Annotated in this window: 18 protein-coding genes; 7 read left to right on the forward strand and 11 right to left on the reverse strand. The window is 49.1% G+C overall.

From position 1 onward, the window contains the following. Positions 1 to 8 precede the first annotated feature (8 nt). From AF_RS13770 to AF_RS10595, 3 genes are read right to left on the reverse strand one after another with little or no spacing between them, the layout of a single operon-like run. A complete protein-coding gene (locus AF_RS13770) occupies positions 9 to 452 on the reverse strand; it encodes an MFS transporter (protein ID WP_010879594.1) in 444 nt (147 codons plus the stop codon). Between the two features lie 9 nt (positions 453 to 461). Further along, positions 462 to 1,601 (reverse strand): radical SAM protein, encoded by a 1,140-nt coding sequence (locus AF_RS10590; protein WP_010879595.1) that lies wholly within the window; start codon positions 1,599 to 1,601, stop codon positions 462 to 464. Further along, on the reverse strand, positions 1,598 to 1,867 hold the full coding sequence (locus AF_RS10595) for a MoaD/ThiS family protein (RefSeq protein ID WP_010879596.1): 270 nt from the start codon (positions 1,865 to 1,867) through the stop codon (positions 1,598 to 1,600). Before AF_RS10595 ends, AF_RS10590 begins: the two co-directional genes overlap by 4 nt. Positions 1,868 to 1,906: 39 nt before the next feature. Here AF_RS10595 and AF_RS10600 point away from each other — a divergent pair, with 39 nt between their 5' ends. From AF_RS10600 to AF_RS10610, 3 genes are read left to right on the forward strand one after another with little or no spacing between them, the layout of a single operon-like run. Next, positions 1,907 to 2,608, forward strand: a complete 702-nt coding sequence (locus tag AF_RS10600; protein WP_010879597.1) for a winged helix-turn-helix domain-containing protein/riboflavin kinase — start codon at positions 1,907 to 1,909, stop codon at positions 2,606 to 2,608. Beyond that, positions 2,605 to 3,321, forward strand: coding sequence for a 3,4-dihydroxy-2-butanone-4-phosphate synthase (ribB, locus tag AF_RS10605; RefSeq protein WP_010879598.1), 717 nt, complete (start codon positions 2,605 to 2,607; stop codon positions 3,319 to 3,321). Before AF_RS10600 ends, ribB begins: the two co-directional genes overlap by 4 nt. A gap of 57 nt (positions 3,322 to 3,378) precedes the next feature. Then, a complete protein-coding gene (locus AF_RS10610; protein WP_010879599.1) occupies positions 3,379 to 4,221 on the forward strand; it encodes a DUF166 domain-containing protein in 843 nt (280 codons plus the stop codon). On the opposite strand, the gene AF_RS10615 is transcribed toward AF_RS10610, so the two are convergent. Next, the gene (locus tag AF_RS10615; protein ID WP_158296897.1) at positions 4,202 to 5,938 is read right to left on the reverse strand and encodes a PAS domain S-box protein; all 1,737 of its coding nucleotides are present in this window, start codon (positions 5,936 to 5,938) and stop codon (positions 4,202 to 4,204) included. The two genes, AF_RS10610 and AF_RS10615, sit on opposite strands and share 20 nt — an antisense overlap. A gap of 88 nt (positions 5,939 to 6,026) precedes the next feature. Here AF_RS10615 and AF_RS10620 point away from each other — a divergent pair, with 88 nt between their 5' ends. Next, positions 6,027 to 6,752, forward strand: a complete 726-nt coding sequence (locus AF_RS10620) for a queuosine precursor transporter (protein ID WP_010879601.1) — start codon at positions 6,027 to 6,029, stop codon at positions 6,750 to 6,752. Here AF_RS10620 and AF_RS10625 read toward each other — a convergent pair. Genes AF_RS10625 through gatB form a run of 6 tightly spaced genes read right to left on the reverse strand, consistent with a single transcriptional unit; the run spans position 6,738 to position 11,858 of the window. Then, entirely contained in the window at positions 6,738 to 7,379 is a 642-nt protein-coding gene (locus tag AF_RS10625; protein ID WP_010879602.1) for an NAAT family transporter, read from the reverse strand. The two genes, AF_RS10620 and AF_RS10625, sit on opposite strands and share 15 nt — an antisense overlap. 2 nt (positions 7,380 to 7,381) lie before the next feature. Continuing rightward, the gene (locus tag AF_RS10630) at positions 7,382 to 8,317 is read right to left on the reverse strand and encodes a methionine synthase (protein WP_010879603.1); all 936 of its coding nucleotides are present in this window, start codon (positions 8,315 to 8,317) and stop codon (positions 7,382 to 7,384) included. A gap of 1 nt (position 8,318) precedes the next feature. Continuing rightward, entirely contained in the window at positions 8,319 to 8,618 is a 300-nt protein-coding gene (locus AF_RS10635; protein WP_010879604.1) for a hypothetical protein, read from the reverse strand. Between the two features lie 44 nt (positions 8,619 to 8,662). Beyond that, positions 8,663 to 9,487, reverse strand: a complete 825-nt coding sequence (locus tag AF_RS10640; RefSeq protein WP_010879605.1) for a hypothetical protein — start codon at positions 9,485 to 9,487, stop codon at positions 8,663 to 8,665. Next, positions 9,484 to 10,446 carry a glycosyltransferase gene (locus AF_RS10645; RefSeq protein ID WP_010879606.1) on the reverse strand — a complete coding sequence of 321 codons (963 nt, stop codon included), beginning with the start codon at positions 10,444 to 10,446 and terminating at the stop codon, positions 9,484 to 9,486. The genes AF_RS10640 and AF_RS10645 overlap by 4 nt, the downstream gene beginning before the upstream one ends. Further along, entirely contained in the window at positions 10,443 to 11,858 is a 1,416-nt protein-coding gene (gene gatB / locus AF_RS10650; RefSeq protein WP_048064531.1) for an Asp-tRNA(Asn)/Glu-tRNA(Gln) amidotransferase subunit GatB, read from the reverse strand. The genes AF_RS10645 and gatB overlap by 4 nt, the downstream gene beginning before the upstream one ends. On the opposite strand from gatB, the gene AF_RS10655 reads away from it, so the two are divergent. The 3 genes from AF_RS10655 to AF_RS10665 all read left to right on the forward strand — a co-directional run bounded on the left by AF_RS10655 (position 11,826) and on the right by AF_RS10665 (position 13,594). Beyond that, complete coding sequence (locus tag AF_RS10655) at positions 11,826 to 12,785, forward strand: DNA-3-methyladenine glycosylase family protein (RefSeq protein ID WP_143274470.1); 960 nt, start codon at positions 11,826 to 11,828, stop codon at positions 12,783 to 12,785. The genes gatB and AF_RS10655 overlap by 33 nt on opposite strands. Further along, positions 12,785 to 13,336 carry a CBS domain-containing protein gene (locus tag AF_RS10660; protein ID WP_010879609.1) on the forward strand — a complete coding sequence of 184 codons (552 nt, stop codon included), beginning with the start codon at positions 12,785 to 12,787 and terminating at the stop codon, positions 13,334 to 13,336. Before AF_RS10655 ends, AF_RS10660 begins: the two co-directional genes overlap by 1 nt. A 75-nt stretch (positions 13,337 to 13,411) precedes the next feature. Continuing rightward, complete coding sequence (locus AF_RS10665; RefSeq protein ID WP_048064532.1) at positions 13,412 to 13,594, forward strand: hypothetical protein; 183 nt, start codon at positions 13,412 to 13,414, stop codon at positions 13,592 to 13,594. A gap of 53 nt (positions 13,595 to 13,647) precedes the next feature. Here AF_RS10665 and AF_RS10670 read toward each other — a convergent pair whose 3' ends face one another. Then, the gene (locus AF_RS10670; protein ID WP_010879610.1) at positions 13,648 to 15,873 is read right to left on the reverse strand and encodes a hypothetical protein; all 2,226 of its coding nucleotides are present in this window, start codon (positions 15,871 to 15,873) and stop codon (positions 13,648 to 13,650) included. Between the last annotated feature and the right edge of the window lie 35 nt (positions 15,874 to 15,908).

Below are 15,908 nucleotides of genomic sequence, written 5' to 3' on the forward strand. Positions count from 1 at the left end.
AGCCGGGGTCAGGCCGAGGCCGACAATTGTTCATATGAAAAGGGAGATGCTCCCCAGACCAGTTGCAAGTCCTGCCTCCTCGGCAGGGAACCAGCTCTTGACAAGATGCTGTTGAATATGAAAGGCTGCCCCACAGCGGTTAGAGTTTGGAATGCCAGCAGCATTTCAAAGGTTGCTGCAAAGGCCCTCAGCAGGCCAAAAACGGCAAAGAAGGCACTTCCCAGCAGAACCGCTTTCCTGAACCCCCTTCTGTCAACGTAGTAGCCTACTGGAAGAGCGAGGACTATGAAGACGATTGGAAAAACGGCAGAAAGCAGCCCGACTTCCGCATCCCCCACACTGTAGATTTCCTCCACAATGGGCAGGATGGGCGAGAAGGTAATCCACATGATCTGCGAAACGATGCCCGCAAGGATGTACATTGCAAGAACGACCCATCTATATGAATTCATAATAAACAATCAATCCCCAAGCAGACATTTCGCTATGCCGCTGCTGTAGAGGCATTCGCTGCATGATGGTAAGTTGGCATAGCAGTCAACGTTTGTTTCGGCGTACCAGCAACCCTCAACGTAGGGGCAGTCGGCGCACCACGGGAAGTTCTCCATATCCGCCCTGACCCTTTCAAACTCGGCCATTTTTCCGATTACATCGTCAATGTCCTCTTTCAGGACGTTACCGGGGCAGAACTTCTCCACTTTCTTGTAGTGGCCGTCAACGTACTCCGTGTGAGTGTAGGCAAAGGACATGCAGCTCGAAATCTTCCCGTCAACTCTCAGAAAGGCAGAATCTCTGTAGGGACACTCCCTCGCTTTGGAGTCTCCGAAGAAAGAGGGCTCAATCAGCTCAACACCGTAATCCCCTGCCAAATCTCTGAGCATTTCAAAAACACCTTCAGCCTTAAAAGCGGTCTCTACTCTTCCCTTTCGACCGAAAATTGCCAGAAGGTTGATGGAGTATCCTTTTGAATACACTTCTTTGAGCAAGTGCTTGTATCTCCTCAACGCCTCTCCCCCACCTCTGGAGCAGTCCTTAATCGCCTCAACAAGGATGCTCTCATCCAGTCCGAGAACCTTCTCAACCGTGATTCTGCTGCACTCGAAGTAAACGCCCTGCTCGTAAATTGCAGGATTTGACGCTACGACATTGGTGGCAAGCATTCCTGAGCCATGCTCAGCTATTCTTTCGAAGAAAGCCGGGAGCAGCTCAAGATTGTCCTTTGTTACAACCACCTCGGCAATTCCTCTCTCACCCAGCTTTCTGAGCACTTCAAGAGCCTTCTCAACCTCAAGCCCTTTCCTGAACTTGTCATTAACGTCAATTGAAACTCCGACCTTGTCTGCCAAATCAAGGATATCGGAGTCAAGCATTCCGTTCGTGCTGATCACTACCTTTCCGTCAAAGCCCTCAATCCTCTTGAAAAAGTCGGGGTAAAGCAAAGGTTCTCCATAGCCATAAATCACGTACTCCTTCGCAACGCCGTTAACCCTGTCGAGAACTTCGAGTGGTAGGTCCTGCGGTGGGATGCTCTTGCGGTGGCAGTACTCGCAGTCAAGCGTGCAGAAGGTGGTGGGCTCAATCTGAAGTTTTTTGAGCTTCATCCTCCGGCCACCGGTGGAAAAACAGCGATTCTGGCATTCTCACTGAGCTTCTCAATCATCTCATCCTTTATGTTTCTGCCGTTTACCGTTATTATTCTGTCGTCCCTGAAATTCCCCCTCTCGTCGAAAACCTCCTTGAGGAAGTCTTTTCCGAGCTTCTCCGCAGCAGCCATGAAAGCTCCCCTTAGCGTGCTGTCGCACTCAACCTCTATGCTCTTCCCGTACTTTTCTCTGAGCGTGGCGTAGAACTCTATTCTAACCTTCACAAAAAGAGTAGTCCAGAGCCAATAAAAGCCTTCCTCACGATGGTTCGTGATATAAAAACCTTTAAATTTTTTGAGGTGCTTCTCATATATGAGATGCTCGAAGTCCTCAAGGCCTTGGCGATGATGAACGCGACAAGGAAGGTCGTGAAAATAAGCTCAAAGGAGCTTGCAGAGCACATAGGGCAGAGTCTGCAGACAGCTGCGAGAAAACTGAAGGAGCTCGAAGATGAAGGGCTAATAGACCGCACACTCACCAAAGACGGGCAGTTTGTGGTGATAACAGAGAAGGGGAAGCAGCTTCTCTACAAGGAGTACATGGACTACAAGAAAATTTTCGATGACGAGGGCACGATTAAAATAAAGGGAGAGGTTTTCAGCGGAGTTGGGGAAGGGAGATACTACGTCTCTCTTGAGGGTTACAGGAAGCAGTTCAGGGAGAAGCTAGGCTTCGACCCCTACCCGGGCACGCTCAACCTCAGAATTCCGAAGGAGGAAATGTACTTCAGGAGAAGGCTGGATGAGGAGAGGGGAATCCTTATCGAAGGTTTCTCGACTGAGGACAGAACCTTTGGAGAGGTTAAGGCATTCAAGTGCAGAATAAACGGTATCGAGGGGGCAATTGTGATTCCGAAAAGAACGCACTATCCGGCGGAAATTCTCGAGGTAATATCTCCGGTAAAGCTCAGAGATAAGCTCGGATTGAAGGATGGGGACTTCGTGGAGGTGGAGGTGATTTTATGATACTCGACTTTGAAGAGTCGTTGAGGGCTTTCAGGAAGGGCTCACCAGTGCTGATATACGACTTTGAGGATAGAGAGGGGGAAACGGACATAGCCATTCCCGCAATCCACGTGGGGAAGGATGAAGTTGCGATGATGAGAATTGATGGAGGAGGGCTGATCTGCGTTGCAATACACCCAGTAGCTGCGGAGAAGCTCGGCCTGCCGTTCATGCACGATGTGCTGAGAATTGCGAGTGAGAAGCTGCCGGAAATAAGGAAGGTTGCAGACGCGGACGACATAAAGTACGATTCGAGAAGCTCCTTCTCGCTCTGGGTTAACCACAGGGACACCTTTACGGGAATAACCGACGTTGACAGAGCGCTGACAATAAGGAGAATTGGAGAAGTGGTTGACGAGGTTATGATGGGCAAAAAGGTTGATTTTGGCAGGGAGTTCAGAAGTCCGGGGCACGTTGCGCTGCTGAGGGCTGCGGACAAGCTAACCTACGAGAGGGTGGGGCAAACTGAGCTCAGCGTTGCCCTTGCGGAGATGGCTGGAATAGCTCCAGCAGTGGCGATCTGCGAGATGCTGGATGCTGAGACTGGCAAGGCTCTGACTAAGGAGAAGGCCATGGAGTATGCGGAGGAGAAGGGCATACCGTTCATCGACGGGAGGACGATAGTTGAGCACTACCGGAAATTCAGGGAGGTTGAGGTGAGCCTGTTCGTCTAAACCTTTCTCGAAGGTTTTCGGGGATACGGTTATATCTCCTGAACTCCTTCTAATTTCATGTTCCAGTCAGACTTAAAGCTGATAGTGTTCCAGCACGGATTTTTCGGGGAGCGCTTTGTGGCCAACCTGATGAACTATCCCAACTCCTGCCCGTCTTACGGGGCATGTGGAATTGATGGCTGCACACAGTGCAAGGAGGGGCTTTACAACTTCTCCAAAAACATAATAGCCGTTTTTTCGATGCCCGACCCGACAACAATGCCCGACTTCATTGAGAACGCTGAAGACTTTTTGCCAAAGGTTATTCCAGAAGCAGACATTGCGGTTGCGATCAACCTCCATCCTGACGTTCTCGCAGTAATGCCTGAAAAGCTTAAGGGGAAGGTTAAGGCCCTCATTGTTCCCGTTGAGGAGCCAAGGTGGTGCTCTCCCGGCCTGGCGAAGCAGATAAGGGAGAAGTGCGACGAGCTTGGCCTTGAGTTTGCCGCCCCAAAGCCCTTCTGCAATCTAAGGCCAAGTGAGGAACATCCAACAATTAACAGAATGATTGAGGAGATGAGAATCGGCTACCCTGAGTTCGAAATTGAGCTGCTTGAAGACGGCAAAGCCTACGTGAGAATCTCAAGGTCTCAACCGTGCGGCTGTGCGTACTACATAGGAGTAAAGCTCAGGGGATTCGACTTCAGTGAGGTGAAGGAGGGAAAAATGAGGGAGCTCTGGAATGTTGTTGCTGAAGCCCACCACAGCTATCCCTGCACCGCAAGCATGGAGAGGGACAACGAATACAATGAAACTCTGCTCCACGTCGGTGGTTACATAGCGAGGCACGCTGTAAACAGAGCTTTGGGCTATGAGGGGGATGAGGATATTCCTGAGCACATCAAACACATCGTTCTCTGAACCTTTTTGGCAGCTTTACGACAAACATTGCCCCGCTCGGCTCGTTGTCCCTGACCTCTATGCTTCCTCCATAGAGCTCAACCATCTTTTTGACGATGAAAAGGCCCAAGCCTGTGCCATAACCTGCGGAGAATCCCTCCTCGAAAATCTTCTCCTTAAGCTCATCTGGGATGCCCTTTCCGTTGTCCCTGACAACGAGCACACCCCATCCGTTTTCAGCGTAGGTCTCCACGCTTATCTTCACATCATCCCTGCCTGAGTGCTTTATCGCATTGTTGATGAGGTTGAAGACCACAGTTCTGACATTCTCGTTAGCCAAAACCGTCACGTCCTCAAGGTCAAGATCGATCTCAGCCATTTCTCTGAAGGTTGCAGCAATCTCTCGAACAACTTCTGTAAGATTTATCTCCTTCCTTACATCTCCAGCCATTTCAAGATTTTTCACCTCGTAAATCATCCTCGAAATCCTGTCTATCTTTGAAAGTGCAGTTTCAAGCAGCTTTTCATCTTTAAGCTCAATGGCAGCCCTTATTACGGTTAAATCGTTGAGAATGTCGTGTCTAAGCATTTTGTTTAGCAGCGATAGGTGCTCGCTCTTCCTCCTCAGCTCATCGGTCAGAATGTGTATTCTGGTTGTGTCCAAAGCCGTTGAGGCGACAGCTGGTTTTCCATCGTAATCAATTCTCACAAGCCTGACCGTTACCCATCTGACCTCTCCGCTCTTCGTCACTATCCTAAAGCTGATGTCTTCCGCCCTGCTTATGCCCGACTCCACTTCCCGATACTTTTTCGAGACGAAGTCCCTGTCTTCGGGGTGTATCAGCAGTTCAAGGCCTTCCAATTCGCTAAGCTCATGCTTTCCAAAGCCGGTAACGCTCTCGAAAGCCTCGTTGGCGTAAACAATCCTGCCGCTCTGGACTATGTGAATGGGCGCCAAGGACTTCTCAATCAGCGACCTGTGGAACTCCTCGCTTTTCTTCAATTCTGTGATGTCGATTGCGGTTATAGCTACTGCAGATCTGCCGTTCAAAGATATCCTGCTTCCCCTAACGCTCGCCCATATCTCTCTTCCCGATTTTGAGAATACTCTGAAATCGTGGGACTCCACATCGCTTTCTCCGGAAATAAGCCTTAGGTACTTCTCCAGAACTGCATTCCTGTCATCGGGATGTATGAAAAACTCGAAAGGATTTACTCCGTTCAATTCCTCCCTCGTATAACCCGTTATCTCCTCGAAGGCCCTGTTGGCGTAAACGAAAACACCGTCCTGAACAATCGCCACAGGTGCGACTGACTCCTCAATCAGCGACCTGTGGAACTCCTCGCTCTCTTTCAGCCTGGCCTGAAGCATTTTGTTGGCTGTAATGTCTATCCAGTTTCCCACACCAAATCTTTTTCCCTCAATCTCTACCGGAACGATAAAGCCCCAGACCCACCTCACCTTTCCGTCTTTCGTGATGTACCTGTTTTCCATGAAGACCTTCTCCCCTTTCAGCCCTTTTAAGTAGTTCTGGATAATCATTTCGTGTTCTTCCTCAGGAGCAAGCCTGAATACTCCAATTCTGTAAATTTCATCCTTTGAGTAGCCCGTAAACGTTTCAACGATTTTATTTACATATCTTATTTTTAAATCCTCATCAACAACGAACACTCCCACCAGGGAATTCTCCACAACTTCTTTCCAGAATCCAGAGTTATTAATCACAATACTATTCATGATTATTACTACAATTATGAGATATATTAAGGTTTCCACATTGGATCCACAACCCAAAAATTTTTCACCAGAGTGCAGATTTTGCTGCATGCAGAACGAGCTGCTGTGGTTCGCTCTACTGTTTGCAAGCTTTGTGGGGATAATCCTAGCCTACAGACTTTTCGGTCGAACAGGGCTTTACGCATGGACGGCAATGGCAATTATTCTGGCTAACATTCAGGTTATGAAGACGATAAGGTTCTTTGGGCTCGTTACGGCGATGGGCAACATCGTTTACGGAACAACCTTCCTTGTCACTGACATCCTCTGCGAAAACTACGGGAAGAGAGAGGCCAAAAAGGCCGTAGAAGTAGGATTCTTCGTTCTCGTTGTGTTCACACTGCTTATGCAAATATGCCTTGCCTTCATTCCCCACGAGAGCGACACTTTAAGCCCTCACCTGGAGCAGATATTCGGAATAATGCCGAGAATAACTGTTGCCAGTCTCACAGCCTACTTGGTTTCTCAGCTCCACGACGTCTGGGCCTTTGACTTCTGGAAAAGGAGAACGAAGGGCAGATTCCTCTGGCTGAGAAACAACGCATCGACGATGGTTTCGCAGCTAATCGACAATGCAGTCTTCACGTGGATTGCCTTCGTTGGCTTCGGAGTTTTCTGGGAGCAGGTGTTTCCATGGGAGCTTATCGCTGAGATTTTCGTGACCTCATATATCATGAAGTTCATTGTTGCTGCCCTCGACACTCCGTTCGTTTACATCGCAAAAATGATTAAAAGCGAGGCTGATAGAGCCGAGGTTGTTTCAAAGGTCCATTGAAACCAATTTTTCTGCAAGCCCGTCGAAGACGAACTCCACAGCTATCGCAGCAAGGAATATGGCGAGTATTCTCGCCGCAATGTCCGCACCGCTCCGGCCGAGGAGTCTGATGATTGGGGCGCTGTAGATGTGGCTCAGCCTGACGATCGAGTAAACCAGCGCGGCACTCAGAACGACGAGCAGTTTCATCACCACATCTCCCGCCTGCGAGTAAAGCACGATTCCTGCCGTAATCGCTCCGGGGCCAGTGTAGAGAGGCAGGGCGAGGGGGAATACAGCAATGGAATCCACATCAATGCTTTCCTCAGCCCTTCTTTTGTAAGCCTCCCTTCTAGTCCCGCCGAGGAGGATATCGACTGAGGAAATGAAGAGAAGTATTCCTCCCGCAATTTTCAGGCTGCTGATGGAAACGCCGAAGTAGTCGAGAATTTTACCGCCCGTCACCATCGTGATGAACAGAATCAGGAAGGCAATGATTGTTGCTCTTTTCGAAATTTTCTCCCTGTACTCATCGCTGAATCTCTCCGTTAACGCTATGAAAATCGGCAGATTTCCAGGAGGGTCGATTATTATGAAGAGCGTCGTGAAGCTTGCAAAAAAGAAGCTGAGGTAGCCAGCGATGTCCATACTCAGCCCTCTCTCACAGCTTTCCTCACATTTTCAAGCAGCTGCAAAGCCAGCTCCTGAGAGGGGAAGGAGAACAGCCCACAATCAGGGCCGATGTAAGCAAGCAAATCTCCAAAGCGCTCTTTTGCCTTGCTGATCCTCTCCGCAATTTTCTCCACAGGCTCTATTTCATCGATTGCGAGGGAGATTAGCTCCTCATTGCCCCACGCATTAACGCCGTGCAAGGCGTTGAACTCGGCTATTATTCCGTCAATATCGCTCCTCGCAACCCCGATTCTGAGCTTTTTTTCCGCTGATGCAACAGCCTCAGCATCAATGAAGTCCATGTTCTCTGGCTTTTTAGCGCACTCAATGCCGATAACATCTACAGACGTTTCAAGAATCTTCTCGTAGTAGAGCGGCTCGTGAAGGTGAATCTGCACGTCCTGCTTAACTTTGTAGTCCAGAGCTTTCTGTAAAAGTTCCTCATCCGGCTGCAAGTCCGGAGCGATTCCGAGGCTGGGCTCGTCGATGCTTATACAAACGACATTTTCGTGCTTTGCCGCATTCTCCACAAACCTTCTCACCGACTCTGCAAGGTTCAGCAGAATGTCCTCGTAAATCACGCCCCCAAACTCCCTGTAGTAGAGCTCAAAGGGGCCGGTGATGCAGACCCTCACAGCCTCAACGCTCATTTTTTCAACATACTCAAGCTCCGGAATTACGGCCTTCCTTTCGTCTATAAGGTAGGGCTCCACCTGGTTGGCCTTTATGGGCTGCATGAACATCTCTATCATGTCCCTGAACTGCGGATAAGTAGGGACGTCGAGAACCTTCGCCTTCATGAGGAAAGCTCTCTGAACCATCTCCTCGTATTCTTTCGTGTGGAGGTTTCGCTCCACCCACTCCCTCGTAATCCCCTTGGGAAGGGGAAAGCTGCCGATATCGTCGAGCATCATGTTATTTCTCTATAATTCCTCCCCTTATGGCAAGCCTCTCAATCTGGTCTCTCAATTCCTCCAGATTGTCCATAAGCTCTCTCCAGTTGTCTTCACTGGTAGCATAAGTTTCTCTCAGCTCTCTCAGCCTGAGCTTTATTCTTCTCACCTGATCAGCGTAAATCTCCTCATTCTCTGTGCCGTAGAACATGTTTCCGATTCTACCGATAGCGGCCCTCAGAAGCCTTATTCTCTCCTCAACATCTCCGCTGTAGTCGAAAGATTCGAGAAGTTCCTCAAGATGTTCTTTTATTGAAACCATATAATTGAGTTATTTTCCTGTTAAAAAATTTTGCACCTGACAAACTACTTCTCCCAGCCACCTCTTTTGGTAAATAGGTAGATGAAAATCAAGGCTGAAGCTGTTAGAATGACGAATGCGGACGTTTTGTCTATCTTTATCTCAGGTTCCACCTTGAACTCTAGAACACACTTTGTTTTGCACTGGTAAACGCTGTAATCCACGCCTTTAAACTGCTGAACTCCCCTGTATGCTGCGTTGCTTTGATTGGTAACCGGAAGAGTCGTAAAAATGAGAACAGTCTGGTTTTCAGCTCCACTTAGTGAAAGCTTTGGCTTAACCAGCCTGTAGGTGATGGATACCTCACCCGTGCTGTTCGCGGGGACGATGAGCTTCTTCAGAGTGAGATTTCCATTGAGATCAGAAAAATCCAGAAAACTCAGAGAGGAGTCGGAGATTTTCAATCCCGTATGCTCGGGGAGGGGGATTGCAAGGTCTCCCTCGAAGTTCTCCCCTCCTGAATTGGTTATGAGGACTATCTCAAAAACTTCGAGGCTCGGCTGGACGATTGCATGCCTCATCATGCTCAGATTTTCCGTTCTGTTTGTGAACAGAAGGTTGAACGTAACGGTTTTGTTACTGTCAAGCCTCAAATCTTTGACGAAGGTTTTGTTGAGCGCAAAAAGCGTAAGCGTGTAGTTTCCTGCCGGTAAGCTTATGATCGAACCATTTTTTACGGTTTCAACCTTTGACAGGTTCTCCCCGAATATGCCCAGCTCAGCCGTGCCGTTGTACCCCTTAATGAAGACCTGAAAGTGGAGCTCTGCAGCTTGCACAGTCAACAATCCGGTTATGATCAAAAGCAGCGGCAGCAAAGTTAGCTTCCTCATTCAACCACCCTCTGCATAGCTTCCCACTCAACCTCCCTTTTTCTGACAAAGGAGAATAAAGCTCTTACTGCGGCATACTGTAGCATGATTGTGTGGATGAAAAGTCCGAGAGTCACCTTTACTTTGGAAAGTCTGCGGAAGTGGTAGATAAGCAGGAGAGGAGAAAGGAGAAGAAGGGGCAGGAAAAGGATGGGTATGAAGGTGAGGGTGAGAGCCATGTACCAAGAGAGCCTCACTCCCCACGGGGCCTTCCTCATTTCCTTCCTGTACCTCCACAGCTGCAAACCCCCGTAATACCACCTCTTTCTCTGGTTGTAGAGGTCTTTCCATGTTAGCGGAGACTGCTCGTATATTTTTGATGTTCTGACGAGAATTGCCCTTCTCCCTTTAGCATGCATTCTTGTCGCAAAGTCGGCGTCCTCGGCAACAGCCCACTCGTTCAGCCCCTCCTCCATCAAAAACTTTGCCCTCAAAACCCCAATTAAACCGTTAAATTGCCTGAACCTGCTTTTCCCAAGGAGGAAGTTGATTAGGTAGTACTCGGCCTCAACAGTCTCGGTGACAAGGTTGATGGGGTTGCTGATGTACCTCTTTGTTGAAGCTATGTAGCAGTCCTCGCAGCCCTCAAGGGCTTTGACGCACTCAACCACGAAGTTCTTCTCGGGCCTCGAATCTACGTCGAAGATTGCTACGTAGTCTGGTTTGAAGCTGGAGAGGCGCTTGATGGCATCGTTTATAGCCCCAGCCCTCTTCCCCCTTCTGTCCTTCCTGAAAACAACCTCTGCTCCGAGTTTCTCAGCCAGCTCAGCCCTTCTGTCATCCTTACCGTTGGAGTCAATTACATAGACAAACCTCACTTCAAAATCATCGTAGTCAAGGGACTTCAGGTGCTCGATGCTTCTTCTGATTATTTCCTCATCCTCAAAGGGCGAGACGGGAACAACTACGGCCAGCCTCATGAGAGCATTTCTTCTATGAGCTTTGCCGTATCAGCAGGATCAGCCCTTCCGCGAGTTTTTTTCATAACCTGCCCGACGAGGAAGTTCAGGGCCTGCCTCTTTCCGCTGAGGTAGTCCTCAACAGCCTTCGGATTCTCCTCAATGGCCTCTTTGCAGAATTTTATGATTTCTTCCTTTGGAATGGCGAAAAGCCCCTTCTTCTGGATGATTGCATCAATCTCTCCACCCTCATCAAGCTTCGTCCTTATGACCTCAACAACTCCCTTCTCCGTTATCCTATCCTCTTCGAAGTACTTCAGCAGCTTGGCAAACTCCTCCGGCTTGAAAACCTCCCAGCACTTGGCAAAGCTCCAGTCTCTGTAATTAAGCTCTCCTCTCAGCACGTCAACAATCCAGCTTGCCGCAAGTTTTGGATCAACCAGCTTCGCAACCTCTTCAAAGTAGTCTGCCATCTTTACGTCGAGAATCAGCACCTTGGCAAAGTTATCACCAATGCCGTACTGCCGCTTTAGCCTCTCCCTCTTCTCCTCTGGCATTTCTGGCAGAGTGCCCTCAACCTCCCTGACAATCTCCTCCGTAAGAACCGGCACCAGATCAGGCTCGGGGAAGTAGCGGTAGTCCTGCTCTTCCTCCTTGCTTCTGAGCGAAACCGTGATGTTCCTTGCTTCATCAAAGTGCCTCGTTTCTCTAACAACACTTCTCCCCCTCTGCAGGAGGTTCTTCTGCCTCATAATTTCGTAGCTCAGGGCCTTTTCAACGCCCTTGAAGGATGAAATGTTCTTTATCTCCACTCTGCCACTCCCTCTGATGGAGATGTTGGCATCAACCCTCATGGCCCCCTCCAGATCCCCATCGAAGACTTCGAGATACTCAAGAATCATCCTGAGCTTGTTCAGGAAAAGCCTCGCCTCCTTGGGCGAGTTCATCACCGGCTCTGTAACAATTTCAAGCAGAGGGGCGCCGCTTCTGTTGTAGTCGATGAGAGAGTACTTTGCCGTCGTAATCGAACCTTTGTAGCTGAGCTTTCCAGGGTCTTCCTCCATGTGCACCCTCTTGAGCTGAATTCTCTTCTCCTGACCGTCGAGCTCAATGGTGACGTAACCACCAAGGGCCAAGGGGCGGTCGTACTGGCTGATTTGAAATCCTTTCGGCAAATCGGGGTAGAAGTAGTTCTTCCTGTCGAAGACTGTGAAGGGCTGTATTTCTGCGTTTAAGGCCATGGCCACCTTCACAGCAGCTTTAACAGCTTCCTTGTTGATGACGGGCATAGCCCCCGGCATTCCGAGGCATACTGGACAGACGTGGGTGTTGGGAGGGCTTTGGTGATAGTTAAGGGGGCATGAGCAGAAAAGTTTAGTTCTGAGCCTGTTAAGCTGAACGTGAACCTCAAGCCCTATCACGACGTCATCCATAATGGCTGCACTAAAAGGCGTATTAAAAAGGTTGTGAACATGTGGAGAATTGAGCTGAAGCATGCGGTAAACTGGGAACTGAAGATGAAATTCTTCGTTCTGCCTGAGCTGCCTACTCCGGATGTTGTTGAAAGCGGTGTGTGGAGAAGAGCCATCGTGCTGGATGGCAGGGCAGTTGCGGTGATGGCTTATCCGGAGAGTGAGAGAACGATTGTGGTTGAGGGGAATTTTGAGAATAGGGAGTGGGAAGCGGTCAGGCGTAAGCTTGTCGAATACTTAGGCCTGCAGAATCCGGAGGAGCTTTACAGGTTTATGGACGGTGATGAAAAGTTAAGGATGCTAAAAAACAGGTTCTACGGGTTTGGCAGGGCTGGTTTGATGTCGATGAGCGTTTTTGAGGGCATTGCCAAGGCCATCATACAGCAGCAAATCTCTTTCGTAGTTGCGGAGAAACTTGCTGCAAAAATTGTTGGGAGGTTTGGTGATGAGGTTGAATGGAATGGGCTGAAATTTTACGGCTTTCCCACTCAGGAGGCCATTCTGAAAGCTGGGGTAGAGGGGCTGAGAGAGTGCGGGCTGAGCAGGAGGAAGGCGGAGCTGATTGTGGAGATTGCCAAGGAGGAGAATCTGGAGGAGTTGAAGGAGTGGGGTGAAGAGGAGGCATACGAGTATCTCACTTCCTTCAAGGGCATAGGCAGGTGGACAGCTGAGCTTGTTCTGTCAATGGCCCTCGGCAAGAACGTTTTTCCAGCAGATGATCTTGGCGTGAGGAGGGCGGTTTCAAGGCTTTACTTCAATGGGGAGATTCAGAGTGCGGAAAAAGTGAGGGAGATTGCGAGGGAGAGGTTTGGCAGGTTTGCGAGGGACATACTGTTCTACCTCTTTCTCTACGACAGATTTTTTAGTAAAAAGACAGAATTAGTTTGATGTTCCCCGAAATCGAGGAAATCAGAAGAAAGAGGAAAAAGCTTGGTTTGAGTCAGAAAAAGCTTGCCGAGCTCGTCGGGGTGAGCCAGCCCTTAATAGCGAGAATCGAAGCAGGAAAGTTTGACCCCAAGCTTTCTTTGGTCAAGAAAATGCTGAGAGTTCTCGAGGAGATTGAAGGGGGCAGGGTGGAGGCGAGGGTTGTGATGAACTCCCCCGTGATTTTCGTATCGCCGAGCGACTCATTAAAGACCGTTGCAGAGCTTATGACCGAGAAGGAGATATCACAGCTTCCCGTTATGGAGAATGACAAGCTCGTAGGCGGGGTAACCGAGGCCGATGTGGTTAGGGCTGTGCTGGAGAAGGGAGAGGGGGCGGAGAGCATAAGGGTAAGGGAAGTTATGGGTGACCCCTTTCCTGTAGTTGATCCGGAAGAGAGCGTTAACGTTGTTTCTAAGCTTCTAATGGAGCATCCTGCGGTGTTAGTTGTTCAGGGAGAGAAAGTCGTGGGAATAATCACGAAGCAGGATGTGATGAGGTTTTTGACGAAGTGAGTTAATAATAACCATGATAATAATCTTAATCATTTTTTATGGAAAAATTTAAATTCTTTGTGAACTATAGTGTGTATGGGGTTCCTGAGCAGCTTGTTGAGTGGCCTTTTAGGACTTTTGCAACCAATGCTGGAGCAGCTTCTTCAAACCGAGCTTGGACAGCAACTGTTGATGTTTTTGCTCAGCCTGATGAGCCAGCTGCCACCCGGACTGGTTGAGTTTCTGAACAACCTGCTTGGAATGCTTGGACTCGGTTAATGAAAATAATTTAATTTATCCTTTGTATTTTTTATAAATCAGAGTCTCTACACTCATCCCTCTCCGCATCCAGCTATCCAATTGAAGTCCCAACCTGGATTGTCACGAGAACTCTGTTCCATCAGCGGAATCTCTTTTAGCAGAGTTACCACCACTTCCGTAAGCTGGTCAAGAAGTTGGAGCATTCTGTAGCCAAAAATCTCTCTTTCACTGTAAGAAAGGTACTGTCTGTGATTTAGCAGGTAGTTGATACCCGTACTGGCGTCAGGTGGACCGACCACATTTGGCAGCTGCAATAGAACTTCCGAAATCAGATTTCCGAGTGCATTGTTGAGAGTTGAGTTCAGCATTATTCTGTGGACGATTTCGAAGTTATCTTTAAACTGGACAAACGTCGAAATTATGAAGGGGTGGTTGACTGTCTTACCGCAGTTAACCACCAGCCAGAGCACCTCGTGCATGTATGGCAGGAAGTCCGTTATAAAATCATTGAAGGCTCTGTTCAGATTCACAACATCGCTCTGGGTTGGATATCTCAAGCTCCAAGCAGCCAGCTCTTCACCTGTCGTTTTTGCGATGTAAACAGCATTGTTCAGCAAGTAATAGAGCCACGTGTCCATGTAGTTCCTCCAGCCTGCCTCGTCACTCGGATAGTTCGGAACGGTTGTGACGATGGCTGTGAATGGATGTATTCCATAGCGGTGCCCCATCATAATCCCTATGGCATGCTCGTTGTCAGCAATTAGTCCCACAAAGCCGACGACGCCGAGACCGCCTTTTGGATCTGCAAATAACCCCAACGCTCCATGAGTTAAGGCCTGTTCAGTTGAGGGGTTTAAAGCACCACAACCAGCATTTGAAACCAGTACACCGTATGGGCCCTCGTGCTGGTCGTAGTGTGTCGCTCTCATGAAGTCGTCGAGTTCGCCCCCGCCGAAAAGCTGAATGACCATCGCAGCCAGAAAACCAAGTGCGTGGTCGGGTATGTTCATCTGGACAAAGGGACCTACCCTGTAACCCGAAAAGTAAGTACAATCGTGTCTTCCTTTAAGCGGACCATCTGGGTCACCGTAACAAGCCCCTCCAACGTCTCTACCACACATAGGCGTGGTACTTCCAACAGCAATACACGCTCCATCCCAGTCAGCGTCGTCAAAGTTGCCGTAAATACCCTCCCTGTGGCAGTTGGGGTCTGTGCAGTAGTCATCTAACCCATACTTCCAGATTGTAACGCTGGCTCTGTTTCCAGTAAACTTTTGAACCACGGGAATTGGATACGGTTTCAGCACGGAGTTCTCATCAACGTACCAGTTCACCCTCACCCAGTCCGCCCCGCCTGAGTAGTACATTCTGCCGACGAGGGTTATGTCGTAGCTTCCGGGGGTTATGGCAACGTTCTCGGCCAAAATCGCACGATTGGTTGTTGTGGTGTAGGCGTTGCAGTTAGTCATCACGTCCTCAATTTTAGCAACAAAATTCACTCTCAACTTGTCACTCAGTCCAACATTCTTTGGAATGAAGCTAAGTTTAGCGATGCCGCTCGAATTCGTCCAAGCCCCTCCCAAGAATATCCTCTGCGAGTCGAACTCCGCGTAAAACTTGACGGGATAATCGGGAACAGGGTTGCCGTTGCTCACAACTTTTGCGTATAATGTTATCGTGTCGGTGTCGAAGAAGCCGTCGTAGTTTCTCGGATTCCCTTCAGCCTTCACGACGCTTACCGGAAGCGGGTTGGCAACGCTGACCTCGATCTCTACGTAGTCTGACGTCGGATGAGTATACTCCAAACTTCCGTCATGCCCTACCGCCAGAATGTGTGCCTCGCAGCTCGCTGTAAAGCTACCGCTTATCCAAGTCCAACTCCCGCTGGTCGTTTCTTCTAATTTCTGCCAGCTGCTACCGTCCCAGTAGTAGAGCGTGACGTAATCGCCATCCTCCTGCGCGTGTCCCCTCCACCTCACGACGACGTTTGCGTTCTGAGGGATGCTGAAGTAGAAGTGGTGGGTGTCCTGACCTCCCGAACTGAAACCGCTGCTGTCAGGGCTTTCAATGAGGTCGATATCAGCTTGCGTGAAGGGCGTCCTGTCGCTCGTGTAGTAAGGGTTGCTCGGAAGGTCTCTCGTGTCCCTGTGCCAAGCTTTTGGGTGAGGCGAGTCCGGAGTAACCTCAAGTCCGCCTATGGAGGAGAAATTAACTGTATACGTTTTGGCGTCGGCTATATGCGAAATCTGAATAAGTAAAGCTAAAGCTAAGATTATAATTATTTTCACACTTTTCACGAAAATTCGATAATCAAATTAATTATTAAATGTTT

Source organism: Archaeoglobus fulgidus DSM 4304, assembly GCF_000008665.1.
Lineage (GTDB): Archaea > Halobacteriota > Archaeoglobi > Archaeoglobales > Archaeoglobaceae > Archaeoglobus > Archaeoglobus fulgidus.

Excerpts from the sequence above, each read along its gene's own strand:
- AF_RS13770 (WP_010879594.1), bottom strand. The coding sequence starts at position 452 with ATGAATTCATATAGATGGGTCGTTCTTGCAATGTACATCCTTGCGGGC.
- AF_RS10625 (WP_010879602.1), bottom strand. The coding sequence starts at position 7,379 with ATGGACATCGCTGGCTACCTCAGCTTCTTTTTTGCAAGCTTCACGACG.
- AF_RS10665 (WP_048064532.1), top strand. The coding sequence starts at position 13,412 with ATGGGGTTCCTGAGCAGCTTGTTGAGTGGCCTTTTAGGACTTTTGCAA.
- AF_RS10635 (WP_010879604.1), bottom strand. The coding sequence starts at position 8,618 with ATGGTTTCAATAAAAGAACATCTTGAGGAACTTCTCGAATCTTTCGAC.
- AF_RS10620 (WP_010879601.1), top strand. The coding sequence starts at position 6,027 with ATGCAGAACGAGCTGCTGTGGTTCGCTCTACTGTTTGCAAGCTTTGTG.
- gatB (WP_048064531.1), bottom strand. The coding sequence starts at position 11,858 with ATGGATGACGTCGTGATAGGGCTTGAGGTTCACGTTCAGCTTAACAGG.
- AF_RS10590 (WP_010879595.1), bottom strand. The coding sequence starts at position 1,601 with ATGAAGCTCAAAAAACTTCAGATTGAGCCCACCACCTTCTGCACGCTT.
- AF_RS10615 (WP_158296897.1), bottom strand. The coding sequence starts at position 5,938 with ATGAATAGTATTGTGATTAATAACTCTGGATTCTGGAAAGAAGTTGTG.
- AF_RS10660 (WP_010879609.1), top strand. The coding sequence starts at position 12,785 with ATGTTCCCCGAAATCGAGGAAATCAGAAGAAAGAGGAAAAAGCTTGGT.
- AF_RS10600 (WP_010879597.1), top strand. The coding sequence starts at position 1,907 with ATGGTTCGTGATATAAAAACCTTTAAATTTTTTGAGGTGCTTCTCATA.
- AF_RS10610 (WP_010879599.1), top strand. The coding sequence starts at position 3,379 with ATGTTCCAGTCAGACTTAAAGCTGATAGTGTTCCAGCACGGATTTTTC.
- ribB (WP_010879598.1), top strand. The coding sequence starts at position 2,605 with ATGATACTCGACTTTGAAGAGTCGTTGAGGGCTTTCAGGAAGGGCTCA.
- AF_RS10645 (WP_010879606.1), bottom strand. The coding sequence starts at position 10,446 with ATGAGGCTGGCCGTAGTTGTTCCCGTCTCGCCCTTTGAGGATGAGGAA.
- AF_RS10640 (WP_010879605.1), bottom strand. The coding sequence starts at position 9,487 with ATGAGGAAGCTAACTTTGCTGCCGCTGCTTTTGATCATAACCGGATTG.
- AF_RS10630 (WP_010879603.1), bottom strand. The coding sequence starts at position 8,317 with ATGATGCTCGACGATATCGGCAGCTTTCCCCTTCCCAAGGGGATTACG.